Annotated in this window: 19 protein-coding genes; 6 read left to right on the top strand and 13 right to left on the bottom strand. The window is 50.5% G+C overall.

Annotated elements, in window-relative coordinates:
- Positions 1–133 precede the first annotated feature (133 nt).
- Entirely contained in the window at positions 134–1,915 is a 1,782-nt protein-coding gene (locus tag NP77_RS22270) for a GGDEF and EAL domain-containing protein (RefSeq protein ID WP_039661957.1), read from the top strand.
- A gap of 24 nt (positions 1,916–1,939) precedes the next feature.
- On the opposite strand, the gene NP77_RS22265 is transcribed toward NP77_RS22270, so the two are convergent.
- Positions 1,940–3,523, bottom strand: a complete 1,584-nt coding sequence (locus NP77_RS22265; RefSeq protein ID WP_039661955.1) for a diguanylate cyclase — start codon at positions 3,521–3,523, stop codon at positions 1,940–1,942.
- A gap of 396 nt (positions 3,524–3,919) precedes the next feature.
- Positions 3,920–4,129 carry a hypothetical protein gene (locus NP77_RS22260; RefSeq protein ID WP_003850629.1) on the bottom strand — a complete coding sequence of 70 codons (210 nt, stop codon included), beginning with the start codon at positions 4,127–4,129 and terminating at the stop codon, positions 3,920–3,922.
- A gap of 478 nt (positions 4,130–4,607) precedes the next feature.
- Here NP77_RS22260 and NP77_RS22255 point away from each other — a divergent pair, with 478 nt between their 5' ends.
- The 3 genes from NP77_RS22255 (at position 4,608) to NP77_RS22245 (ending at position 7,495) form a co-directional block, all read left to right on the top strand.
- The gene (locus NP77_RS22255; protein WP_039661953.1) at positions 4,608–5,519 is read left to right on the top strand and encodes a hypothetical protein; all 912 of its coding nucleotides are present in this window, start codon (positions 4,608–4,610) and stop codon (positions 5,517–5,519) included.
- A gap of 217 nt (positions 5,520–5,736) precedes the next feature.
- The gene (locus NP77_RS22250) at positions 5,737–6,282 is read left to right on the top strand and encodes a chorismate mutase (RefSeq protein ID WP_008926793.1); all 546 of its coding nucleotides are present in this window, start codon (positions 5,737–5,739) and stop codon (positions 6,280–6,282) included.
- A gap of 22 nt (positions 6,283–6,304) precedes the next feature.
- Complete coding sequence (locus tag NP77_RS22245) at positions 6,305–7,495, top strand: cytochrome P450 (RefSeq protein ID WP_033762138.1); 1,191 nt, start codon at positions 6,305–6,307, stop codon at positions 7,493–7,495.
- A 33-nt stretch (positions 7,496–7,528) separates the two neighbouring features.
- Here NP77_RS22245 and NP77_RS22240 read toward each other — a convergent pair whose 3' ends face one another.
- The 7 genes from NP77_RS22240 to NP77_RS22210 all read right to left on the bottom strand — a co-directional run bounded on the left by NP77_RS22240 (position 7,529) and on the right by NP77_RS22210 (position 16,415).
- Positions 7,529–8,533 (bottom strand): substrate-binding domain-containing protein, encoded by a 1,005-nt coding sequence (locus NP77_RS22240; RefSeq protein WP_003850633.1) that lies wholly within the window; start codon positions 8,531–8,533, stop codon positions 7,529–7,531.
- Positions 8,534–8,562: 29 nt separating this feature from the next.
- Complete coding sequence (locus NP77_RS22235) at positions 8,563–9,972, bottom strand: sucrose-6-phosphate hydrolase (RefSeq protein ID WP_039661950.1); 1,410 nt, start codon at positions 9,970–9,972, stop codon at positions 8,563–8,565.
- Positions 9,972–11,342 carry a sucrose-specific PTS transporter subunit IIBC gene (locus NP77_RS22230; RefSeq protein ID WP_003850636.1) on the bottom strand — a complete coding sequence of 457 codons (1,371 nt, stop codon included), beginning with the start codon at positions 11,340–11,342 and terminating at the stop codon, positions 9,972–9,974. The genes NP77_RS22235 and NP77_RS22230 overlap by 1 nt, the downstream gene beginning before the upstream one ends.
- 67 nt (positions 11,343–11,409) lie before the next feature.
- Complete coding sequence (locus tag NP77_RS22225; RefSeq protein ID WP_039661948.1) at positions 11,410–12,945, bottom strand: carbohydrate porin; 1,536 nt, start codon at positions 12,943–12,945, stop codon at positions 11,410–11,412.
- Between the two features lie 156 nt (positions 12,946–13,101).
- A complete protein-coding gene (locus NP77_RS22220; protein ID WP_039661946.1) occupies positions 13,102–14,028 on the bottom strand; it encodes an aminoimidazole riboside kinase in 927 nt (308 codons plus the stop codon).
- A gap of 216 nt (positions 14,029–14,244) precedes the next feature.
- Complete coding sequence (locus NP77_RS22215; RefSeq protein ID WP_039661945.1) at positions 14,245–15,216, bottom strand: ParB family protein; 972 nt, start codon at positions 15,214–15,216, stop codon at positions 14,245–14,247.
- Positions 15,213–16,415 carry an AAA family ATPase gene (locus NP77_RS22210; RefSeq protein WP_003850644.1) on the bottom strand — a complete coding sequence of 401 codons (1,203 nt, stop codon included), beginning with the start codon at positions 16,413–16,415 and terminating at the stop codon, positions 15,213–15,215. The genes NP77_RS22215 and NP77_RS22210 overlap by 4 nt, the downstream gene beginning before the upstream one ends.
- Before the next feature lie 1,995 nt (positions 16,416–18,410).
- Between NP77_RS22210 and NP77_RS22205 the strand changes: the two genes are divergently transcribed.
- Entirely contained in the window at positions 18,411–19,484 is a 1,074-nt protein-coding gene (locus tag NP77_RS22205) for a RepB family plasmid replication initiator protein (RefSeq protein ID WP_008926788.1), read from the top strand.
- A gap of 1,329 nt (positions 19,485–20,813) precedes the next feature.
- On the opposite strand, the gene NP77_RS22200 is transcribed toward NP77_RS22205, so the two are convergent.
- The 4 genes from NP77_RS22200 to NP77_RS22185 all read right to left on the bottom strand — a co-directional run bounded on the left by NP77_RS22200 (position 20,814) and on the right by NP77_RS22185 (position 25,184).
- Entirely contained in the window at positions 20,814–22,001 is a 1,188-nt protein-coding gene (locus NP77_RS22200) for a diguanylate phosphodiesterase (RefSeq protein ID WP_039661943.1), read from the bottom strand.
- 251 nt (positions 22,002–22,252) lie between these two features.
- A complete protein-coding gene (locus tag NP77_RS22195) occupies positions 22,253–22,459 on the bottom strand; it encodes a DUF1471 domain-containing protein (protein WP_039661940.1) in 207 nt (68 codons plus the stop codon).
- 197 nt (positions 22,460–22,656) lie between these two features.
- Positions 22,657–24,441 (bottom strand): GGDEF domain-containing phosphodiesterase, encoded by a 1,785-nt coding sequence (locus tag NP77_RS22190; protein ID WP_039661938.1) that lies wholly within the window; start codon positions 24,439–24,441, stop codon positions 22,657–22,659.
- A 542-nt stretch (positions 24,442–24,983) separates the two neighbouring features.
- The gene (locus NP77_RS22185) at positions 24,984–25,184 is read right to left on the bottom strand and encodes a DUF3606 domain-containing protein (RefSeq protein WP_003850653.1); all 201 of its coding nucleotides are present in this window, start codon (positions 25,182–25,184) and stop codon (positions 24,984–24,986) included.
- 367 nt (positions 25,185–25,551) lie between these two features.
- On the opposite strand from NP77_RS22185, the gene NP77_RS23225 reads away from it, so the two are divergent.
- Positions 25,552–25,791, top strand: coding sequence for a hypothetical protein (locus NP77_RS23225; protein WP_008926786.1), 240 nt, complete (start codon positions 25,552–25,554; stop codon positions 25,789–25,791).
- The last annotated feature ends 46 nt before the right edge of the window (positions 25,792–25,837 follow it).

The following is a 25,837-nucleotide window of genomic DNA, read 5'->3' as shown; positions in this document are numbered from 1 at the left end:
TGGCGTGCGGTGCGATAAAAAATAAATCATTAAACTTCTTCTTTTTTTACAGAAATAGCCTATATTCATGTCGTCAAACCCTTTAGTTTTTCTGTTTAATTCCACTCCGTAACCAGCCGATGCAGAGGAATCCATGCTTATGAGCCTAAGCGGCGGCGATGAATGCCGTACGCAGACCCTGCACGCGTTGCGCAGTAACGATGAAAGCCGTGACGATGTGCTGCGACAATTCGTTCGGCTGTCGAGCCAGGCACTCGGTATTCCCGGCAGCTTTATCTCGGTGCTGGATGATGAGATGCAGTATGTTAAAGCAGCGCATAATTTCACCCTTACACAATCCTCCAGACAGGACTCACTCTGCAGACACGTAGTGGATAATGACAGTATTGTCGTGGTGCCCGATACGCTGCTTGATGTCCGCTTTGCTGAACATCCACTGATTACCGGTGCGCCTTTTATTCGTTTCTATGCAGGTGTGCCACTGAAAAGCAGCACCGGTCTGATACTGGGCACGATGTGTGTGACCGATACCGCACCTCACCCCTTTAGTCGCGATCAGGCGGCGATGCTTAAAATGCTGGCAGCACTGGTGATCTCTTTTCTTGATGCCTGGTACTCGGCTGGCTTTTCCGACCCCGTCACAGGATTGCCCAACCGTCAGCGTTTGATTCGTGATCTGCAATTCCTGGCTGCTTCTGGAGACACCACCCCACGGCGGCTGGTACTGATTGACTGTATCGATATGCCACGCGCTTATGAACTTGCGCGTTCAATGGGAATGGGACCAGTTGAAAGCCTGCTGAAGGATGTGGCCACGCTATTGCCGCTGCGCCTGCGTCCTGCACCTTGTGAAATGCTCTATACCATAGCAACCGGGCGCTTTGCCCTGCTGACTCGTCAGGAGAGCAGGCTCACAGCTAACTGGGTGGCAACGAAGCTGGCTGGGATCAGTGCCGATATCGGTGATGGGCTATCGGTTGCATTAATGACCCACACCGGGGAAGCGAGTTTCAAAACCGGAGAGTTGCCCGCTAAGGAGATCCTGCGGCGCGCACTCAGTGCGCTGCACGAAGCCATTACCCGAGACATTGCTTCGATGCCTTTTAGTGAGGCCACCGATACGCGCCACACGCAGGATTTCACCCTGATGCATGATCTGGCTACGGCAATACGCCAGGACAAAGGATTATGGCTCGCTTATCAGCCTAAAATCTGTCTGCACAGCGGCAAACCGATTGGACTGGAAGCCCTGATCCGCTGGCAGCATCCGCAGCGCGGCGAACTGTCGCCTGCACAGTTTTTACCTTTTGCCGGGCAAACCGAGCTGCTCAGCGAGTTAACGACGTGGGTCACAGAGCACGTGATCGCCCGGCTATCCCGGCTTCGTAACAGCTATATACAGTTGCCGATCACAATTAATGTCAGCAGTAGCGATTTTTCCCGTGAAGGATTTGCAGACGAGCTGGAAGAACGGATGATCAGCGCAAAGCTGCCGGTTTCGCTGCTGGGCGTTGAGTGTCTGGAAACAGAACGGATTCTGGAAAGCCCGGCCGCAATACAGGGTCTGGAGATGCTTAAACTTCGTGGATTTGATATTTCACTGGATGACTTTGGCACCGGCTACAGCAACATCAGCTATCTCCGACGCATGCCTCTGGACGTAATCAAACTTGACCGTTCACTGATCAGCGAAATTGCGTCTGATACCGCATCGCGTGTCATCGCTCGCAGTATTATTGCCATGCTTAAGGATCTCGATTACAGGGTGCTGGCTGAAGGTGTGGAGAATGCGGAAACTGTTACGGCGCTGACCGAATTTGGTTGTGATCAGGCTCAGGGATTTTTCTACTCCAGACCACTGCCGGAAGCGGCACTGGATGAGTGGCTGGGCTGGCGATTACGCAGTCAGTGCTAAGCCTGACTCACCCGCCCCACCCTCTTATTTTTCCGACCCAAATGCGCTGAAGCCGCCTGGCCCGGCAATCCTGACAGTGTTACGCCCGGCGGCTTTTGCCTCGTAGAGCGCTTCATCAGCACGCCGTAGCACAGCCTCGCGATTGCCAGCCAGTTCAGCGCCTGAAGCCACGCCTGCTGATATTGTCACTGTTCCGGCAAACGGGAAGGTGGTGATGCTGACGACCTCACGAATTCGTTCTGCGGTGCGGGCCGCATCCTCCAGCGTAGTGTGGGGCAGCAGCAGGATAAACTCCTCTCCGCCAAACCGGCTAACGATATCGCCGATCCGACTGAGCTGACGCAGCAACGCCGCCAGATTCACCAGCACCGCATCACCTGCGTCATGCCCATACCAGTCGTTTATCTTCTTAAAATGGTCGATATCAATGGCGATGACACTCTGTTCATGCTCACTGTCTGACCGCGCTGCCAGTACAGAGAATCCACGCCGGTTACAAAGACTGGTCAGGGGATCGGTCATCACTTCATCGTTCAGCGCGGCCAGATGACCCGCCACGGCGTGACGATGAGCCTGTACCGCTTCTTTAAGTCGATCAGCCTCGTAATACCAGGTTTTAACCGTGGCGAGTGATTCGGCCTGCGCTTCGCTGCCGCCATCACGCACTCTGTCCGCCAGTTTTTCCAGTGGAGAAGCAATGCGACCTGCCATAAACGCAATAACGCCCGCGGTCACGATGATAATGCCCAGAACAAACCAGACTGCGCTCTCCGCCGTGCGCATCAGAATATGCCTGACCGTTTCAGACGTGCCGGTAATAAATACATTCCAGCCGGTTTTGTGCAGCGTGCCGTAACCGGTGAGGTAGTTCTGTCCATCACTCTCCAGCGTGAAGTGCCCACTTTCTGAGGTGGCAAGTTGCTTCTGCAATGCCAGGCTAAGCAGCATCTTTGTTCCGACACGCGCCGGATCGTGACTGAAAATAATCAGCCCTTCATTGCTGACCACGCTGACCATCGACCCTTTGGTGTAAAAATGCTGGCTCAGGATTTCGCTCAGCATGCTCTGTTTTTTGAGATAGATGGTGCCACCTATGTATCCCAGATAATGGCCCTCCTCGCTGAACAGAGGCTGTGATAAAAAAACCACATAGTTACCCGCAGCAGAGGTAAAGGGAGGGGAAATAAAAGGCTTCTGTGTCGAAATAGCCTTCAGGCTGGCCGCAGAGTGCAGCTTAACGCCAATCAGATTCAGACTATCCGGTGAGGTGGCCGCAATGATGGCGTCATGATTAACGACCACGACTGAATTGAAAAAGCCCGACTGCATTCTTAAGCGCTCGGTCTCTTCTTCCAGTTGTTGAACATCACCGAGCGTCTTGATCTGTGTTGCACTCCAGGCCAGTTCACGCTGCGCTATCGCCAGGTAACGATCGGTGGTATCGGCCAGTTTACGCGCATAAGCAATGTTCCCTTCCAGCAGGCTGTTTTCGATATTGGCTTTCTGAAACAGCAGTAACGCGCTCAGCAGAAGACCGGAAGTCAGAATGACGCCCCCAATGGAAAGCAAAGTCAGTAGCGAACGCAGGCGCATTTTTTTACGGCGCATTACAGTCAGGATCCAGGATAAACGTCATCTGAGTGTAACAGTTGTCACTACAGGTCAAGGGAAGAACAGAAGAAGATTAAGACGGGATCACGACCTATTGCGGGGTTGAGCACGAAATGGCTCTGTATTACTCACGCATTGTTTAGCGTGTAGAGGGTTATGATAAGCAACAGCAGCGAATGATTAAGCCGTAATAATGATATCTGTTAAGCCTGGCACGATGCACCTGATGTTTAAAATTATCGCTGATCACGATGATAAAGCCCTTCAATAGCATTGAATAACGGGGCAGAGGTTGCCCCGGTTATGATCATGAATAAAATAAGCTGAAAACAGTTAAATCAGACCAGTATCAAAAACAGACAGATTTGCACGAATTTAATCATTTAATAGAATTTAACGCCAGAACGCTTTAATATAAGAACGGCTGCTGAGTCTTTTAATAAAATGATGCGGACAGTTAAAGCGAACCCCATCCCACTCAAGATTAAACCATTGAAATTCATCATTTTTAATTTTTTCTAACAAGGTCATTGCCTGCATAGGCGTCTGAAACGCATAAGCTTTCATCACGCCATCTTTGGTACATAAATCAATATGAACCATATAACCCCCGGGTGTTTAAAAAATCGGAACTTTATAATTATTGAACTGCCTGTTTAGCATAATCCATTTATTAGCTGCCGATTATCTGATTTCGTCATATTTACGTAAAAATTTCGTTTATAATTTTTCATTATTTTTTTGGGCAACTCAGCCATATTCAGTCAATTAATTTGACCATGTCAGCATAGGTGAGTCAGACCTGATTAGATTTATATCTAAGGCTTTCCTTCCATTCAGACAACGGCGAAATAGCTGTTCGCAGAACAGGACGTTTATCGCGTCGCTTTTCAGCACTCCGCCGTCCGCCAGTGCAGGGCAGCCATACTGCAGAAAAGGAATGCTTCGTGCTGACAGGTTGAGATGGTCATAAACAGAGCACATCGTTTACACTCTCAGCAGTCTCATTTTAACCCGGCAACGGTTTAGACAGATCGCTGAAGAGGCAGGAGATCACTCACGGCGGGCAATAAGGAATCTTATGCTGGATTATATGATGTCGCTCTACCGTGCTGTTCCTGTTTCATCGGACTGTCTCAGCGACTGGCTTGCCCGCTGGCTGGCACAACAGCAGACCCGATGCCACGACCATCATTTTTCCGCCGCCTTTCCCTGGCGAGAAACCGGGTTGCCCCAGCACACTTTTTTGCAGCGTGAACTGAGGATTAATGGCCAGCGTTATCTCACCGGGCCGCGCTATCTGGGTGGTGATCCTGCTCAGCCTTTTATTGAAATTGTGGCCCGTGACAGCGTCATTGATTACGCGGTGGCTGACGCTATCATAAAGGCGTGGCAGCCGCTGAAACCGCTAAAGTTGCGTGTCCTGTTGCCTGCGACCCATCCCGACATTGGGTTTACCGATCAACTGATATTCCTCAGCGATCCGGCTGCCGTTACGAAGCCTCCCGATAAAAACATTTCACTGGTGAAGGCTGCCCGGAGAGATTATCCCGCCTGTCTTCAGATGATTAACAACGCCTATCGTGCCAGCTGGCACACGCTGCCGCATCTGCGTGATCAGCTGATGGCTTCGAGCAAACAGGAATTACGTGAGGATATTGCCGCGGGTCATGTACTTATGATTGTCTGGCAGGGCATGCTGGCAGGGCTGATGATTTGCGAACGCCGGCGACTGGCCTTTATTGAGGGCGTTCAGATTATGGATGAAGTGATTATACCCGCTTATCAAGGACGCGGACTCGCCGCATGTGCACAGCAGCGTTTACTGCAACAACTTTGTCATCACCCTGGTGTGCAGGAGCTGCTGACTGGCACCATCCTTCCAGGCAATTTTCCTTCTGTTCGAAGCGCACAAAGTGCCGGACGACGCTGCGTGCTGAAATATCAGTTTTTTGCCCCTGCCGATTTAGGTCCCGACCGGGTCATTATTTGATCTCACCCTCAACACCCGCTCAATCGAACAACCTGTCAGCGTGCCAAATGAATGTGAAGCTTTCATGACTAAAAATTTAAAAAAATACATTAAAATTAATAACCTGCTTGTATTTAGCTGACATTTCACACCATTCACATTTTGACAATAAAATAATCACACGGAGTTATCTTTTCGTGCCTAAATTAGTGCCAGCTTTTATCAACGGAGCAGGCAAATGACTCACTTTGTGGCTATTTTTTTCTCTTCCCTCTTTATGTGCAGTAACGTTTTTGCAGGTTCGGTTTCCTCTGTTTCTATGAGCGCTCTTTCTGGCGCATTGAATGAACGTATGCAGGTAATGAAAGTGGTGGCAGGTTATAAAGCACAGCATCATTTACCTATTGAGGATCTGCCACGTGAGCAGGTGGTGCTGGATCACATGCTGCAGAACGCTGAGCAGGCCGGGCTTGAACCCCACTCCGTGGAGCCGTTTGTTCACGCGCTAATGAATGCCAGCAAAGCAGTTCAGTATCGCTATCGCGCAGACTGGCTCTCAGTCCCGGACAGTGATCGCCCCATTCCGGATCTGGCCGAGACCAGGCAGCAAATAGAGAAGCTGGATACTCAGCTCCTTACCGCAATCAGCCAGCGTCTGATGACCGGTATCTTCTCACAAGAAGATAAAGCGTTCCTGATGTCACAACTGACGGCACCCCACCTCAGTCAGCAGGATAAAAACAGCCTTTTCGCTTCCCTCGGCCGCATTAAGCGTTTGCGTTAATCCTCAGGCAGCGGAGTGAGCTATGCAACTACAGGAACTCATGAATCCCGACTACTCAGACAATCCTTTTCCGCTTTACCGCAAACTGCATCAGCAGGGACCGCTCATTCCTGCCGGAGATAAGATCATCATCAGCGGCAGTCATGCAGTCGTAGAAGCGCTGCTGAACGATCGTCGGGTTGGTAAAAATTATATGGAAAGTGTCAGGCTGAGATTTGGTGATGATGCCGCCGACATGCCGCTGTTTCAGGGGATCAGCAGAATGTTTCTGGTGCTTAATCCACCAGAGCATTCCCGGCTGAAAGGACTGGTGATGAAGTCGTTTAGCGCCCGGGAGATCAAACCTCTCAGGGAGATGGCACTGACTGTAGCGAATGAATTGGTTGATGCGCTGGCAGACCGTCGCGCCTGCGATCTGGCTCAGGCATTCGCTTTTCCACTGCCGGTGCGCATCATCTGCAGGATGCTGGATATCTCAGAGTCCGACGCGCCGGAACTTGGGCGCCTTACCTCTGTGCTGGTGAAAGTTTTCGATCCTCAAATCAGTCAGGCAGACCTGCTCGAAGCCGCTGACGCTTTTGCTGTGCTGGAAAGATACTTCAGCGCATTGATCGTCTCCCGCCGTGACAGCACGGCGAATGATCTGGTGTCGCTGTTTCTGCGCAGTGGCAGTGAAGACGACCGACTAAGTCACGATGAGATCATCGCCAATGTAGTACTTCTGTTTCTTGCCGGCCATGAGACCACATCAAATATGATCTGCAACACCATTCTGGCCCTGCATGACCATCCACAGGAACTGGCATGCCTGAAACGGAACCCTGCGCTGATACCCAATGCCATAGAGGAGTGTCTGCGTTACGATAGTTCGGTTCAGATGCTCTACCGGACGACTCTGGAAGAGATAGAGCTGGCAGGTCAGTTGATCCCGACCGGAACCCGCTTCTTTTTGAGTCTGGGCGCAGCTAATCACGATCCGCGGGTATTTACCTCGCCAGAACGAGTGAATATCCGACGGCATGAAGGACGCTGTCTGGCATTTGGTGGCGGAATTCATCACTGCATGGGCTACCGGCTGGCCCTTGCAGAAATGGAAGTAGCCCTTCATGTATTACTGACCCGGTTACCAGAGTTGCGCCCCATAACCGCTGGCGTTCGCCGCAATCACAGGGCCAATTTACGCGGCGTCAACGCTCTGCCGGTCGAATGGTGAGGTATTGTATTGTCGGGCCAGAAGAACCGACGATCAGACACGCAGCCGCAGAGTAGCTGGCAGGATAAGCTGGCTGTTAACGGGATCCTCTCCGGCAATCATGGTCGTCAGCATAGTGAAGCAGGCCTGCGCGAGTGCCGGAACGTTCTGCTCTACCGTATCGATCGGAATGGAAAGTGAATCATAGAGATAGTGATCATCGAAACTGGCGATACGGATGTCGCTGGTCAGCAGACTATGCTCGCTCATGTAACGCAGAACCCCCTCCAGCAGACCGCAGGCGGCGGTAAACATCGCTTTGGGCGGTCGGCCCAGCCGGTTACAGAGCGCTGCAAACATTTCATAGCCACTGCCAGGGTGGTAGTTACCCTGAATAATCCACTCAGGCTGCAGCGTTACACCCGCCCGAGCCAGCCCCTCCCTGAATCCCGCCAGACGATTCTGGGTCGGGGAGAGATCAGACTGTCCACCCATAAAGTAGATCTCCTCCGGGCAGGCGCGTGCCAGCTTTTCAACCAGTTCAGCTGTAGGCGTTATCGAGTCGGTGATGACCCAGGGCAGCTTAGTATTGTTCATGGTCCTGTCAAACAGCAGTACCGGCAACTGTTCGCTGAGACTGACATAGTCACTGTCGGTCAGCATACTGGAGGCAACAATGAGTCCGTCGACCTGCCGCGCGACCAGGTTGTTGACCACCACCATCTCCTGACCGGCATTTTCGTCGGTGCAGGAAATCAGCAGCTGCAGCCCGGACGCGCGGCAAAGATTCTCCAGTGCATGAGAAAAGGCAGCGAAGCCGTGGTTAGTGATTTCTGGCACCACCAGCCCCAGTGTATGACTGCGGGCATCATGCAGCATCCGGGCGTGGATGCTGGGCTGATAATGGTGTTCGCGGGCAAGCGTAAGAACCCGCTCACGCGTCTCCTTCGCGACCCGTAACTCTTCGCCACGGCCGTTAAGCACCAGGCTGGCCGTGGCTTTTGAAACCCCGGCAAGCCCGGCAATGTCACTGATAGTAACGCGTTTTGTTTTTCTCACGGCAAGGCATCGTTTAGTGAAACAAGTACTTATTCTACCATGCAGCGGCGTAACGACCAGTAGCGGACCTGCAGTTCTGCGTGCCCGTGCAGGGTTAGCAACGCAGGATGGTCTGGAAAATAGCGGCTACTCATCACCCCTTCCCCATCGTTAATGAAAATCTCAACACTGGAGTGATCACACAGGATCTGTAACCGACTAGCGACTCCGGTCCAGTAGCGATATGTCCACTCACCCGTTACCAGGCTGCGACGGGCAAGCCGCAGTTCATTCTGTTGCCATGTCAGGATCAGCGTATTCGCAAAATTGAGTTCAACGTCGCCCCGACTCTCCAGCTCAAGCTCCAGCCGCTCTGCGTCCATAGGTGGCGCATCATCTGCACGCCCCTTATAGTGCTGCTCTTTCTCCCGCAACGCCTGCAGTTCCACCACCGGCTGCTGACAGAGCCGCCCATTGCGTGAGCTCAGTTCGCGCACACAGGTCATCTGGTGGATCCAGCCCTGTGCCACGGTTGGCTGAGCCATCTCTTCACCGTCCGGCGTCCCCATCCAGCCCACCAGCAGACGTCTCCCGTCAGCGGTCAACGTAGTTTGCGGGGCATAAAATTCAAACCCTGCATCCATTTCGTTAAGCGGACCGTGTTGATATAGAGGTTGCTGATAATCAAGCGAACCACTCAGCCAGGCGCAGGCGTGACTGTTCAGATAGCGCTTCTCTTCGGGTACTACGCCCTGAGGACAGCAAATCAGATAGGTGCTGTCGCCGAGCGTGAACATATCCGGGCACTCCCACATATAGCCTGCCGCGTCCAGACCCCCCCGTTCGCTTCCCGCAATCTCGCCGAGATTCTGCCACTCCCGCAGATTGTCAGAACGCAACAGCAATACCCTGCCCTGTAACTGCGTCGTCTGCGCGGCCAGCACCATGTACCAGTAATCTTCATGGCGCCATACTTTGGGATCGCGAACGTGACCGGTATACCCTTCCGGTACAGCAATAACCGGGCCGAGCTTGTCAAAACCCCCCGCACTGTTCTGCTGCGCCAGACACTGCCACGCCGTACGCGAACCATCATCAAACTTGACGTTGCCGGTATAGATCAGCGTCAGCTGACCGTTATCGTCTACCGCGCTGCCGGAGTAGCAGCCGCTGCGGTCATACTCCTCATCCGGCATCAGGGCAATGGGCTGATGCTCCCAATGCAGCAGATCGGCTGAACGCCAGTGTCCCCAGCATTTGTGCTGATGCGCACAGCCGAGCGCGTTCCACTGGTAGAAAAGATGGTAGTCACCGTTGAAATGGATAAATCCATTAGGATCGTTCAGTAACCCGGTGACCGGAGCCAGATGCCAGCCTGGATAATGGCTGTCGCCCAGCGCCTTTGGCATACCCTGCATCACCGCCTGCAGAATGGTGGCAAGACGTGTTGATGAGGCCATTATTCAGAATCCGTTTTGTATTTGAGAAGATATGAAATCACAAACGCGGTGGTAAAGGCGATTGCGATGCCGATGACATAATTCAGCAGAGATCCAGCCTGGACAATCGCCATGCCCGGTAGTCCGGTCAGCCCGACCGCTGTCATATAAACGTGAACCGACACGACCCAGGCACCGCCCAGCGCACCGCCCACCAGTCCGGCGATAAAGGGCTTCATAAACCGCAGGTTGATACCAAAAATGGCCGCTTCGGTGATCCCCAGTAATGCAGAAAACGCGGAGGGCAACGAAATCGCCTTGATCTTCGCATCACGGGTTTTGAACCACACTGCCAGACAGGCACCGCCCTGAGCCACGTTCGCCATCGCCCAGATGGGCAGCAGGAAATTCACGCCGATTGAAGGATTGCCCAGTAGTCCCGCTTCAATGGCGTGGAAGCTATGATGGACGCCGGTGATGACAATCACCGAGTAAAGCCCACCAAATACCAGCCCGGCCAGCCATCCGGCGTGCGCAATCAGCGTGCTGAGGACAAAGGAGATGCCATCACCCAGCATACGGCCCGCAGGACCAATAATCAGTAGCGCAATGAATCCGGAGATAATCACCGTCAGAAACGGGGTCAGGATCAAATCCAGCGCATCCGGTATTACCCGACGTAGCTGTTTTTCGAGCATGCTCATGAACCACACCGCCAGCAGTACCGGGAATACCGTGCCCTGATAGCCAATCATCGCGACTTCAATGCCGAAGAAGTTCATCGTGTGGAAACCGGCTGCCACGCCCCAGGCGTTGGTCAGCGCCGGGTGGGTCAGAATGCCACCCAGCGTTGCGCCCAGAAATGGGTTACCGCCAAACTCACGCGCTGCCGTAAAGCCAATCAGTATCGGCAGAATAATAAAGGCCGCCGAGCTGCACATATCCAGCATGATGTAGAGTGCATTTTCCGGATTGACCCAGCCGTAGGTTTTGACCATCCCCAGCAGGCCCATCAGCAGACCTGACGCCACAATCGCCGGAATGATCGGCACAAAGATGTTCGACAGCAGTCGGGCGATGCGCTGGAAAGGGTTAAGCTTGCGTGCGGCAATATCAGCAGCCTCAGACTTGCTCGATTCGCTAATACCCGCCTCGGCGATAAAGGCAGCGTAAACCTTGTTTACCACGCCAGTCCCAAAGATAACCTGAAGCTGTCCCGCATTACGGAAGCAGCCTTTAACCCCTTCAATCCGGCCGATCGCGGTAGTGTCCGCCTTTTCATCATCCGCCAGCACCAGACGCAGCCGGGTCGCACAGTGTGCTGCGCTGGCGATGTTCTCTTTACCACCCAGCAGCGGCAGTAAGGCCCGCGATATTTTTACATAGTCCATATACACCTCAGTCTTGTTTTGTTTTTATTCGTGTGGCGTTGAGGCCCCGGTCTCCGGGGCCATCCGGTCAGAACCAGGTTTCCATCTGTACACCGAAGTTCCATTCGCCACCGGCATCAAAGCCCTTGCTGCCGAACGCGTCGTCACTGGCATAGTTATTGAGCCGATGATCCCAGTTCATCCAGGTTGCAAACAGACGAATTTCCGGACGCTTAAGGAAGTCACCGACATCACCGGCTTTCAGGGTTGGCGCAATAGTGAGTTTGGTAAAGCTGCCGCTGACCGCGTTACGGTTGTTGTAACCTTCCGGACGCAGATCCATGTACTGATAAGAGCCTTCATACTGCATCTCAAAATTCTGGGTGATTTCCTGAATCAGACGCAGGTTAACTGTCGCCCAGTCATAGCTGTCACCTTTGACGTACCGATCGTCACTGCGCTGTGCCAGTACGGCAGGCGCAATGTGCCAGCCACCGCCCAGCGGGGTGATGCCGTAACTCGCCAGCCGCCAGGTGTTCGCTTCTGGCAACAGTGCGCCGTCAGACCCAATTGACTTCACCTCTGCGCCCAGGCCATGGCCATAGAGCAGTGCCGTTTTGGAAGTGCCCTCTGTCAGCCCATAGAAGCTGTCGTTATGCAGGCCCAGCAAAGCATGTACGCCGGTTTCGGCCGCATCGCCTTTGACTCTGAGTCCGTCGATATCCCGGCGATCGTCGTTATCTTTCGCCCGCATACCACTGAGCATCATCTGCACCGGGCCGACAAAGTTATTCAGCGTCAGGATGTAGTTCTGCGCCGTATTTTCATTGTTTTCGATGTCGCCAAAGGTACGACCGTACAGCGAAATGTTGCTACGCGTCTGATCGCTCCACTTCATGTCGTAAATGCCGGCACCGGTACCTGCAAGAAACACAACATCAGAATCGATCCAATGGATATCAAAGTTATCACGGTCAAAACGCTTACCGGCCCACACGGTAGAGTTATCAAATGCACCGCTGAAAGTGGGAAGTTGCCCAAGCTCGACAAATGCCTGACGCAGGTTGAGATCGCTGCTGGATGCGGTCCAGTCGTTATAGGTGCGCTGCCCGTCAGCCAGCATGGCTTTGAAACGGGTGGTAGCACCATTATCCAGCGTCTGCTTATGTTCGAGGTTGAGCTCAACATACGTATCCGGCTCATTACCGAGACGTCCAACGTGACCGCCGGTTTCGCCAGCAGGAGTGAGTGTCGGACCACCCTGCGTTTTAGTGGCTGAGCTGTTCATCAGCAATCCGGAACGGGCGTAACCGTGGAACTCAAAGCCACCTTCATCGGCAGATTTTTGTTCCAGCTTCGCGGTGCGCTGAGCAACCTCGGCGGTGGAAGTCTGGGTCTGCTGCTGTACGGCTGCCAACTGTTGAGCCTGCTTCTCAGCCACCTGTGCCTGCTTTTCGGCGACCTGAGCGCGGGTTTCAGCAACATTTGCTCGCTGCTCGGCTGCCTGAAGTCGTCGCTCCATCGCCGCAAGGCGTGCCTCAATGCTGCTCATGCTGGAATCGGCCCAGACTGATGTAGAAAAGAATATTAAAGAGAGGGCGACTGCTAACGTGCTTTTTTTCATTTTTTATTCCCTGAGGAGAGGCTATCATCACCGGCTTTTTTGCTAAACCGGTTTAGGCGCAAATCATAGCCACGGGTAATTTCCCTCTGCAATGAAAATAGCTAAACCGGTTTAGTGATTGTGAGATAGCTCCCAAAACAGGGGCGTCAGGGATGATTAGCCGGCCAGATTGCCCAGCTGATGGAGCCAGGGAAGTGCTGTCATGGCACCTTTCGCGGTGGTTGCCAGGGCGCCACAGCGTTGTGCTGTGGCAAGACAAATGGACAGCTTTGATTCATCGGCAGGCAGACCTGACGTCGCCAGAACCCAGAGTAATCCGGCCACGAAGGCATCACCTGCACCTGTGGTGTCGACGCTGTCCACGGGCGTCGTCGCATGGTGAGTGATCTCGCCCTGATAGCAGGCGATTACCCCTTCCCTGCCCCGCGTCACCAGTAATAAGCGAATACCAAATCGTTTGGCCAGCTGCGGCAAGCTGACAGCTGGTTCCTGTCCCGGACAGAGGAAATCCAGTTCCTCGTCTGAGAATTTAACCACGTCGGTATGACTCAGCGCCTCGTTCACCACCAAATGCAGCAGTGCCGGATCGGACCAGAGGTCTTCACGCAGATTTAAATCAAAGCTGACATGGCCGCCTGCAGCACGAATCTGCTTCATGGCGGTAAGCGTGGCGGTGCGTGATGGCTCAGCTGCTAAGGCGATCGAACAGCAGTGCAACCATTCACCGCGCTGGAACTCAGGCAGATCCGACGGTTCAAGAAACAGATCGGCGCTTGGGCGCACCATAAAGGTAAAGGAGCGTTCGCCCTGCACATCCAGCCCGACCACCACCGTTGACGTGCGGTGCTGTGAATCAGCGATCATGTAGCGAGTATCAACGTTCTCCTCTCTGAGCGTCTGCCGCATAAATTCACCAAAAGGATCAGCGCCTATCCGGCCAATAAAAGCACTGTTTCCCTGCAGACGTGCAATGCCAACGGCGACATTAGCCGGTGCTCCGCCCGGACACTGCATCAGGTGGCCCGGCTTTTCGGGTAGCAAATCGACCACGGCATCCCCGAGACACCATACGCGAACAGACATAGACAACTCCTGTGATTGAATTTAAAAGCTAAACCGTTTTAGCTATAGCGTTAAACTGTACCAGGATCAAGCGTAATACTGCTGAAATGAGGCGCGTCGTACAGAACATCTCTTCAGGCGAAGAAGAAAATGCGGATAAGGCAGGTATGCCTCTGGGTGGATAGCAGATAAAAAAACCGGCCAGTGGCCGGTTTCGAAGGCGATACAGGGTGACGATTAATTCATTGTAGAAAGAATCTGTCTTATTGATGCGTCAATCTGCTCAGCGATCTCTTTTGGCAGACGACTGAATTCATATTGCACGGTCCGCTTCTCATCATTGGTTTTGCGTCGTGCATAGGTATTAGCCGTGGTAAATGTTGCCAGTTTCTCCGTCACAGTTTTGCTGACGGGTGTCGGTTTCTTTAACTGACGACGCGCGCTTTTGAAGCCATTCAGGATAGCGCTCTTCTTATCATCCGGGTTGGTGATTCGCAGGAGATCATCTTCATTCAGCTTTTGCTGAATCTCGCTGACCAGCGCAGAGACCTCAACCGCTTCCGCTTTAGCCTCCTCCCAGACATCAAGCAGCAACTGGTAATCCTGAAGCGTCAGCTCAGAGACAACCGGGAAGAGTTCAATGAACTCAGCAGGCACAGCTGCTGCCTGGAACGCACGAGTGACCTTGGCATTAGAGATACCTTCTGCTTTGGCAATCTCGGATTTGCTCATGCCATTTTCGTTCATCAGCATAAAGCGTAACCCTAATTCGCGCAGGTTATGCTCTTTAGCGGTCTGTATATCAGCGGCCAGTTGACGCGCATCACTGATGCTCAGTTCATCAGCGGTGACCAGTACCTCCAGGCTTGCCCCCGAAAGAATACATGCAGCGCGGCGGCGTGAACCATCCATGATCTCAATCTGATCACCGTTGATGCGACCAATTGCCGGGAAAAACTGCTGCAACGTAATGGTACGGGTGATCTCCTGCAGCGATTCCGGTGTCAGTGTGCTCTGGTCACGACCGTTGATTTGGGGATCAACCGTTGTTCTGGTCTCAATATCATCATGCAGGATGAGCTGGCGAACGAAAGTTGCCTTCGCACCCGATTTCAGCGTAAAGGTGCGTGACTGACTGCTACTGTCAATCATGTTCGCGATAGCTGAATCACCAAATTTGCGGCCAATGCGCTGTATAGGTTTGCTCACAAGGTGCTCCTGATATATTCGATGCGGTCAAACACAGCCCTGGAGAACTGTTCGGCTTCATATTTAGCTTTGCGCAAAGCGTCCGCACTGCCTGGATAAGATGAGGGATTGGCACTGATGACGGTATCAAAGGATTCACCGCAGCGTTCAAACCCGTCCAGTCTTGGCAGGCTGCAGTCCAGCATTGATTTGGTAAACACTTCACGAGCATAACTTTGAGAGGTCAGGTGATCGTGTTTAGAGGTCATTTTCGACATAAAGCCAATATTTGCTTTAAGACGCGGTTCAATGCCTTCTGACTCAATACGTTCGAGCATTTCTGGCAGGCGAGTCAGATACTTCATAGTTGAATGGAAATCGACCTGTGCCGGCGGCGTCGGTGTCAGCAGCACATCACTGGCCGCAATAGCATTCAACATGAACGAATCAAGGTGAGGACCGGTATCGAGAAAGATGAAATCATAATCACCGGCCAGACGATCAATCACGTTGCGGCGCAATACTTCGGACGGTGCAACGCCAGGCAGATGTTCAGCAACCAACTCTTCCCAGTCACTGGCAACGAAACCATCGTCTATTGAGGCGGGAATTACATCCACTCCCGGCATGACAGTTGGCTTAATAAACTGTTCGCGAAGCTGGTCGGCATCCAGGTCGTTCAGCATGGCCTGCGCTGCGGTCTCAAGAACGGAGCCTACGCTATTAGTGTGACTCAGGAACATTGTGCTTGATGCCTGTGGATCCAGGTCAATAACCAGAATGCGCAGGTCATTATGCAACATAGAGGGATGAGCGCGCATACCGTGGGCCAGTGTGACAGTACTGACTGTTTTAGAAACACCGCCCTTAAGACTTACAACAAAGACGACGAAGGGTCCATCATGGCGATCGCGATATTTTGGGACTTTACGGTGCTCATAGATGTCGACTACGTTCTGAATGGTCAGTGCGTATTGTGAGGTACTGCCGGTTTGTTTCTTACCAAACTGATAACCTGCTTCTTCCATATCACCAATGGCAGCAACAACAGCGTGCTTACTCAGTAATGGCATATTGGCGACGGCATTACGTGAGAAAGTCTGGTAAAAACCGGTCTGATTGAACTCCTGACGTTGTTGTTCAATGTGGCTACTCAGTCCATGTAACATGGAATTGGCTCTGGTCGCCATTTCCAGCACTCCACCATAATCGCGCTTCATAAGCCCCTCTGCTTTACTGTTTTTTGCATACTACACAAAAAGGCTAAACCTGCCAATTTTTTAGAAAAATGACAAAAACCTGGATTTTTTATTAATGACATTAAGATGACGATGAGATGGATGGGAGAGTTATGAAAAGGGTGGGTCAAATTGACGGTTTCTCTCGCTGAAATGAATGAATTCGATGTTTCAGGATTACCTCCCTAAAGAGGCTTCAGGGCGTTTTCAACTGTCGTTTCACCCCTTTATATTACAGCATACCATTCTGTTTATTGTGCAAAGAGTTATAAAGTTCATATGTTTTCCATGGTATTTTCAGCATGAAAATTTAAATAAATTTCATATTAATCATCAACATAAAAGAGAAATTGAATGGTGAAAAAATGCGTTGCAACGTGTTGAAGATAAGCTCTAACTTTGATTTTTAGCCTTTTTATGATTGCTTCAGCTTATTAATTTTATCAACAGGGCTTGCAAGTCTGGTAAGTCGATTAATGGCGGTGTCCTTTCAATTTCCATCGCTTAAACTTGAAATTTTTACTCTCCTTAAATCATCATGTGTCATGACTTTTTCATACTCTTGATTGCCGGGCTTCATCGAAGCTTTATAGTATTTTAAGTCTGACAAACACTCTATTACTTACTCAGGTTGCGTTTGAACAACATATCCAGTCGTTATGCCGGTTGATAAATTTTGTGAATTCACTGATCTTTCCGTACCCGTTTCAGACCGGGGGCAGGGCTCATACTTATAAAGCAGGTATCAAATCTTAACCGGACATTTTGACGATTAAGTGATTGCGAATATGTATCATCGCCCTTTCAATATTGTATTCAACTCCGCAAATATTTACCTATCTCTCAGTTTCTCTTTCTGAGGAGAACCTTCACTTACTCGAAAACGAGGCAGCACAACATTTCTTCCATGTCTGACAATCTTCAACTTTTAAAAAAATGAGTTTCCGGTTGCTTTTAGTAGTCTGAATTTCTGTTCAGCTCCTTTTTGAACGCTGCTGTAAACCAGACTTCGCTTTCTCAGTTAATCAACATAAGATATTGAATCAGAAAATTACAAGGGGAATTTGATTATGGTGTTTTCATCATGAAAAAATCATAATAACTCCTTATTTATCATAATGATAGATTATTTTTTAGGGTGGTAACTCTTTAAAGTATGAAGAGCACGACAAATGCTCAATCTACATCAGAGCCCTATTTAAAATGTGGTTATCAGAGTTTCTTTCACGGTCTTGCTGCTTATGCTTTGTTCAAAGGGCTTTCATGTTAAATCCTCTGCTAAACCAAACCTGACGGCTGATCACAATTCAATGCCTGTCTTAAACATCAGATCTATCTGACATGCTGCTTCTGCCATGTTTTCTCTGTTTTATCCTCATTATTCACAGGCCAGATCCAATTGGTCGATCCTTAATAGATCAAATTGAGATCCTAAACAGATCCCCATAACGTCTGAGGGCTTGTGGCACAAGGCTTTGAAGGGTGTCAGTAACCACTATAGCGAGAAGAATAACCACTATAGAGAGTGGAATAACCACTGTAGCGAGGAAAGCAACCGCGCTGGCGAGTACTTAACAACCACTGTAGCGAGTAAATGACTTTTTATTGTGTGTATAACCCTTTTGAGAGGGCATTACTGTCGCTTCACTGACACTGTGCGATGAGAGCGAGTGCTGCATGTCGAGGGCAGGGCAAATTATCCGTTCTGTTAACCTCTTTTTACCGGGTTATCCACTGAATAGATCCAATAACAGATCATCATAAGATCCTAATAAGTTCCTTAAAGATCCCCAACGCGCTCCAGGCCACGGTACGCCTGAGCTGGGGTAAGGTGACTAACCACTATAGCGAGTAGAACAACCACTGTATCGAGAGAAATAACCACTATGGTGAGTAGATTAACCGCTGTAGTGAGTGATAGTATCCACTGTATCGAGTAACAGCGGCTTTCGCCTGTTCACATCACGGATCTTCCTAATGCCAAGAAAAGAACCAGATATCCTGAACATAGCCGATGCGTTTAGCGAAACAGACAAACGCACAGGTGAAGTTGTTACTCTTACCCCCAACAGTAACAACACCGTGCAGCCGGTAGCGCTGATGCGGCTCGGCTTATTTGTTCCGACGCTCAAATCTACGGCGCGCAGTCAGAAAAACCAGATGAATGCCATGGATGTGACACAGGATCTTAAGCAGTTATCCCTGGTCAGGTCAGAAGGCTATGACAACATTAAGATTCTGGGTGCCCGGTTGGATATGGATAATGATTTTAAAACCTGGGTCGGGATCATTCGAGCATTCGCCACGCATGAGTGTCTGGGAGACACTGTAACGCTCTCTTTCGTTGAATTCGCAAAACTCTGTGGCATACCTTCGGTACGACTCTCCTCGAAGCTCAGGAGCCGCCTGGACGCATCCTTGACGCGTATCGCATCGAATACTCTGACCTTTACCAGTAAAGGCGGAGAAAACTACACGACGCATCTGGTGCAGTCGGCTAAATACAGCATCAAGAAAGATACGGTAACGCTGCAGGCTGACCCCAAAATCTTTGAGTTGTATCAGTTCGACAGAAAGGTTTTGCTGCAGCTGAAAGCTATCAATGAGCTGGCCCGCAAAGAATCCGCTCAGGCACTCTACACCTTCATTGAAAGCCTTCCTCCTAAGCCTGCCCCGATATCAATGGCGCGTCTGCGTGCCAGACTAAACCTGACGTCACGCGTGATTACCCAGAATGCGACTGTCAGAAAGGCCATGGAGCAGTTAAAAGAGATTGGTTATCTTGATTACACCGAAACACGGCGGGGCTCGTCAGTCTACTTTTGGGTGCATTATCGTCATCCTAAGCTGCGTCCGGCCGAACTGCCACTCAGCAACTCTGACCTGATCGATGATGAGATCGACGATTATGACGATCTTGATCTTGACCCCGGCGTTATTGATGTCAGCCTGCCTGAACCGATGATCGAAGAAGAGAACAGTGAACTGGTCATGGTGTCTCGTGAGGAAAAAGAATTACTCAACAAAATCAGAAAGCAGAAGAAGCTGTGACAGATTCGCTGTGTCGCTCTCGCCATTTTGCAGGGATAGGCTTCTTTAAAACGGTAACCACTGTAGCGAGTACTGCTACTCGCTACAGTGGTTAGTGAACAGTGATTAACAACAGATATCTTGTCTTAATAGCGTCGCTGCCAGCATGCTCACTTGTCATTTACTCTTTTTCTGAACTGAGTCCGGTGATTTTCATGCTCGCTACAGTGGTTACTCACTGTGTATAGGGACCTGTCTGTTAAAGCCAGATAACCAAACAATGGCCTGTTATTCACTCGTTACAGTGGTTACTACGTCTGCTTCAGGCTGGCTATCGCTGGGTTAGAGAGACCAGATGCGCTACCGGGATAAAATTTGAGTTTTTATGTTACTCGCTACAGTGGTTAGTCCCTCCTGATTTCTGCTTAATCCTCTGATTTTCCTCTCCGACGCGCTCAGGCTTTACTCGCTATAATGGTTATCAGGCTAATTTTTCGTAAAAACGGCCAGTTAATGCTCAGATAACAACGATCAATAATGAAATGTTCTCGCTACAGTGGTTGTTAATTGGGAGCAGAATTGTTTAGCTTACTCTCCATAGTGGTTGTTATTGTCAGGGACTTTTATGCCTGGCAATGAATCCCTGATTAAAGTGATTACTCACTATCATTTAATGCCTCTCCAGGTAAGGTTTTTGTTAACAGCTTCAATTAAACCTCTCCCTGAATTGTTACTCGTTACAGCCGTTAATAAAGATACCCACCTTTAGAATTTCGCTGACAAAATGCTTTATCACATCCTTAAAAGCTCTTCTGTAAGGCCGCAGACTGCGACAATTGATGCAATCAAGGGTCAACTTTCATTATTGTGAAGGGGATTCGTCTTTTACTCTCTACAGTGGTTAGGGCATGACTGACGTGCACGGGTGCTGTTGAGGTGTGTTTAAAGCCAGAGTGGTTGAGTTGCCCTGAATGCTTTTTTCATTTACTCGCTATAGTGGTTTCCGAAAATCTGCATGAGGCCTGTCTACTCGCTACAGTGGTTAGCTGATGGATTTTGATACGAAATAAGGATCTGCTATCGCTGATTTCTCAATGCAGATGTTAAAAGGTGAGCTTTTCTCACTACAGTGGTTGCTCTGAGATCTTAGCGAGAATGAATAGTGAGACCAGAGATTTATCAACAATTGCAGTAAGAAGTGGCCGGGTTTCCCGATATCACAACACGGAGGGCAGTGGGGGAGGGCATGTTCAGAGGGATGAGGTTAAAGCGCTGAATGACTCTTTAAAGGACAGTTATCAAAGCGGCCGCACCCGGGCGCACCGCTTGATACTGTTCAGGCAGCTTGCCCTATATCGCTTCCCGATATTCGGGCCAGGCGACAGACTGGGCTTCGTAGCGGCCTGCAGCAGCGAACAGCGTGCCCTGGAAATTAATCACACCTGCGGCCTCCAGCCACATCCACTCTTCAGCCTGTACGATCCCTGCGGCAATCACATTGATCTCCAGTGCTGAACAGCATTTGATGATCGCCTGCACAACGGCCTGCTTTGGCCCACTGCGATGGACATCACGAGTGATACCAGCATCTATGCGAATGCGGTCGGGCTGAATATGAGTCAGTAATGACAATCCTGCGGAACCGTCACCAAAATTGTCGATGGACAGACTAATTCCAGCCGCTTTTAGCGTGCGTACTGCCTCAGAGAAATCTTCCAGCTGCGAGATAACTGCAGTTTCACTTACGCCGATAACGACCTGCTCAGGAACCAGCCCCGCCTGATGAATGGCGGTTACAATCTGCTCAACAGCCTGAGGTATCACCACCAGTGTCATCGGTAACAGACTGACGTAAAGCGTCATACCGTCCGGGCAGACCAGCCCTGCATGGGCAAATGTCGCTTTAACGGTTTCCAGATCGTTAGCATAAAGCTGGTCCCCTGTTGCGTCATCAGCATGCGCAGGCCTCAGTGTTGTTGCTTCAATGGCCGTGACCTGACGAGCCAGGGGATCGACCACTGGACGGAAACTGACGCCTTCTGTCTCGGGATGGGAGTCAGGTACATCATTGTGTTCGGAAATAAACTCCCAGTAACCTGGCGGGAGAACTTCGTAGTAATTCTCTTTTTCACGTGACTCTACGAACGTGCGCAGGAATTGCAGTGCCCGATCATCATAGGTCAGGCGATATTTTGACGTCCCTTTATCCAGCACAGCCTGCAGCAGTGATGAGCGATCGTGTTCACGCAGGTCAAAGAGCGCCATACCCGCGTTACCAAAGCGGCGGTAAGGTGCATAATCGCGCATCAGCTCGACTACATTATGGTGTCGCCGATCGGCGCAAATTCGCTGATAGACAGCCTGAATGCCCGCTTCCGGACCTTCAAGCAGTTGAAAAAAATGGGTACCATTAAATAATAAAATGCCGGTCACGTCGTGAGCCGTATTTATTCTGTTGGCGTTGTCGACCATCGCGGGAATGGTTCTGATCGGAAAATCATCAGAAATATGGCTGCGATAAATTATGGTAGTCAGCATGTGCAGCTCAGCTTTATATGAATGTTGGGTACACGCTAACATTGTTCAATAAATGTTTCATCACTACTTATTCAGTGTCGCACAGACTGCACCAGAGCAGATGGCAGTAAGCGTAACGGCAAATTGATGGAGCGATTTCAATAATCGCTGACAGTATTAAAGACACGGATACTGAACAGACAACTGCATGCCTGCTACATAGTAAAAAAGGCCGCCATAATGGCAGCCTCGTCGTATTAACCTGATAAACGTTATTTAATCAGCTCAGCAGAGACGTAGGCACGGTTATCAACGCGTGCGCCGGTGATTTTATAATATGCACCAGCATCTTTGGCCAGCGACGCGACTTTCGCTTCAGCAGCATCCAATGTCGAAGCAGTAGCGGTAATACTCTCTGCAAAACTACTAAAAGAAATCAGTAGTGCGGTAACAGTAACGAAATTTTTGATTGTTTTCATGGGCAGAATCCTCAGCATTTTCATTCAGGGAGAGGCGTTTTGCCTCGATGTAATGAATCATAGGCAAGATCATGCCGGACTAAAATAGCTAATATTTGCTGAAGTAATTCAATTATTTTGAATAAATGAATGTGAGGGTGTTTGAGAGGACCAGATGTGCGAAACGCGATCTGATATCAGATCGCGTTCAGGCCAGTTTAATGGCACTCGCCACGTAGCTTCCAGTGAAGCCAGTGATCGAGAGCTTCTTCGCGTAGCGGCTTTGAATAGAAATACCCCTGAGCCTGATCGCAACCATATTCAGTCAGGGATGACACCGCGTCCGGACACTCTACCCCTTCAGCCACCACGGTATAATCCAGCTCTTTGAGCATCGCGATAATGCTACGGGCAATGATGCGTGAAGCGGTATCTGAGGACAGTTCACTGATCAGGGAGCGATCCAGCTTAATCACATCCAGCGGCATACGGCGCAGATAACTGATGTTACTGTAGCCGGCGCCAAAATCGTCGAGTGAAATTTTGAATCCTCGTTCCCTTAGCATCTCCAGCCCGCGCAGAGCGGTGGGGCTTTCGAGAATACGTTCGGTCTCCAGACATTCGATGCCCAGCAGAGAAGTCGGAAGTTTAGATTTCAGCATCTTGCTTTCCAGCGCTGAAGCGAATCCCTCACGCGCAAAGTCGCGCACACTAACGTTTATGGTCAAGGGCAACTGGATACAGTTATTACGCAGCCTGCTGAGACGTTCGACCGCTTGATCGATAATCCAGATGGTCAATACAGAGAGTAGATCGGTCTGTTCAGCCAGCGGGATAAATGCAGCGGGTGAGAGCTCTCCCCGGCTGGGATGTTGCCAGCGGATAAGTGCTTCCAGACCCACCGGTTTACCACTTTGCAGACAAATTTTCGGCTGATAGACCATGTAAAGCCCGGTATTTTCACGTAACGCCGTTTTAAGATCGGTCATCAGCATGAAATCTTCTGAACGCTGGGTTTCCGATGCAATATTAAAGCACTGAGAAGGCAGCCCACGGCCAACAGCTTCATTCAATGCACTAACCGCGCGACGTAATATTTCTGATGCTGGCAGATGGCCGGCAACAAATCCCGTTTCACCAGTATGGGGAGTCAGTGCGACCGACAGACCTTCATCCATGTCTGCGCTGATACCCTCCAGACGACCGGCTACCCAGGCAGCACTGAGCCGGCTGTCCGCTCGCGTCAGGATAGCAAACCGGCCCGTTGCCACGGTATAGATCATCTCGCCAACTGCCGGGCGCAGGCGCAGCGGCAACAGGGTAGCCATATCTTTTAGCAGACTTTCGACCGGTGTCATTCCCATGGTCCGGGCCAGTTCGTAAGCGCGTGACATATCAATGCAGTCAATCAGAACCAGACGGCGTGGCGTCGTATCGCCGGCCAGGGCCAGATACTGCAAATCCCGTATCAGGCGTTGACGATTGGGCAGGCCGGTCACCGGATCGGTAAAACCCGCCGAGTGCCAGGCTTCCAGGAATGACATCACCAGTGTGGAGAGCAACGTCAATATCGTCACTTGCTCACTCGCAAATGCCTGTGGCTGGGTGTCGGTAACACAGAGTGTGCCCAGAATCATACCGTCGCGGGTTTTCAGTGGCACACCGGCATAAAAGCGAATAAAGGGCGAGCCGGTAATCAGAGGATGGGTGACAAAACGCGCGTCATGATACGTATCAGGCACAATAACGGCACTGTCACTGTCAACCACGTGGCGGCAGAGTGAATCTGCGCGGGTTGAGCGTTGCAGATCAAAATTGTGTGATGCCCGTACTGTTTGAAATTCATCATCCAGCACCGAGATAAAGCTGCCCGGGATACCCAGGGCCTGACTGGCTAGCCGGACAAACTTCCGCAGAACCTCGTCGCGGCTTTCATCTGGGGCGCGCAGAGCCTGTAAAGCGCGTCCTCGGCGCTCGTTGTCGCCGTCTGGATTGTTAAGCATGTGTGTAGAACCCCCGCACCGGCTGATTACAGTGCGAAAAAAAGAAAACTGTCCGGAACGAAATGTGATTCGGGCGGCAGGAAATAGAGTGTGATTTTTATTTTCAACTTAATGATAAGGGACTATGCACTGGGTGTCTCTTAATATTTTCTTTAACGCATTAAAAGCGTGTTTACGATTTGAAAATTTAATCGAAGAGGCATGAGACTATTTGAGCTTCTTCATTTTATAAATAAAAAAGGTAATTTTAAGAAGGGCTAATGTTTATCTGTCATCATGAGATGAATAAGCATTCAGGATGGTTAATATTATTTAAAAGGCAATTTTACACCGAAGCACAACGTTTACATGCAGAGCAATCGCAACTTGCGGGTCGAAGGACAGGTAACCGCATAAAAACACTAAGCAAAAGCCAGGATGTGATTTTGAACGGCAGATGTGACCTGTCAGCATAACGCTGTCTGATGCAGGTCAACCCACCGCATGGCTGGCGGAAAACCAGCGCTTCAGTCAGGATTTATTAAACTTTTAGCCCTCTGGGATTATGTTGGACGGCGTGGCGGCGGATTTTGCTCAAGCCAGTCCCGGACCTGTTCTGTCTGCGGCCCCCCCTCCCGGATAGCGCGCGTCAGCCTTTCCTGTGTTGTACCTAATTCCTGGGTCCAGTAAGTGATTTGCCACTGTTCGCGAATTTCCACCTGTGACAAATCATCAGGCGAGCGACGCTGGATAGGATTTTTCATTTATTATCCTCCTCTGGTTTCAATGAAGCAGCCTGAACATAATTCTCAAGCTAAGCATCTATCCTGATGAAGAAAGGCGTAATGAGGTAGCGGATTAATCCCTGAATGGACCTTAAGGCAAATAACAGGATAATTCCTGGCGGGAGGAATAAAGCACTCTAACGAAATAGAAAAATCGCCGATGAGTTGAAATATGCCGCTTCGCTTAAAAAATTTATGTCTGAATCTTAAGTCTGAAAATTTGACATTTATTCAAAATAGTCAATTATTCTCTGGTCTTGTCGTCCTCACCGCTTTCAGATCGCTTCGCTCAGTCAATCGCGAAGCGCTGTGCGTTTTCGTTTCATCGTGTTGAAGGAGTCTTTGTTTGGTTAACCGTCCCCCCCAGTCGCCTGTGGTTGTCCAGAGTAACGTGCGTGAACTTCGTCTTGCCGCCGGCCTGTCGCAGCAGAGTGCTGCTGAGCGTTTTGACCTTAGCCTGAGAGTCTGGCAAACCAAAGAAGCTGCAGGCAATCCAACGTTATTAAGTCAGGGCGAATATGAGTTGCTATTATTATTGGCTGGCCGCCATCCCCATTTCGTTCTTTCACCCCAGAGTAAGAAATAGACGCTGTGTTATCGCCCTTAGTGTTATTCCCTGCAATAACCGGCTG

Source organism: Pantoea sp. MBLJ3, assembly GCF_000816655.1.
GTDB lineage: Bacteria > Pseudomonadota > Gammaproteobacteria > Enterobacterales > Enterobacteriaceae > Pantoea > Pantoea eucalypti.
Note: the sequence above shows the minus strand (reverse complement) of the source record. Positions and strands in the feature narration are given on the sequence as shown.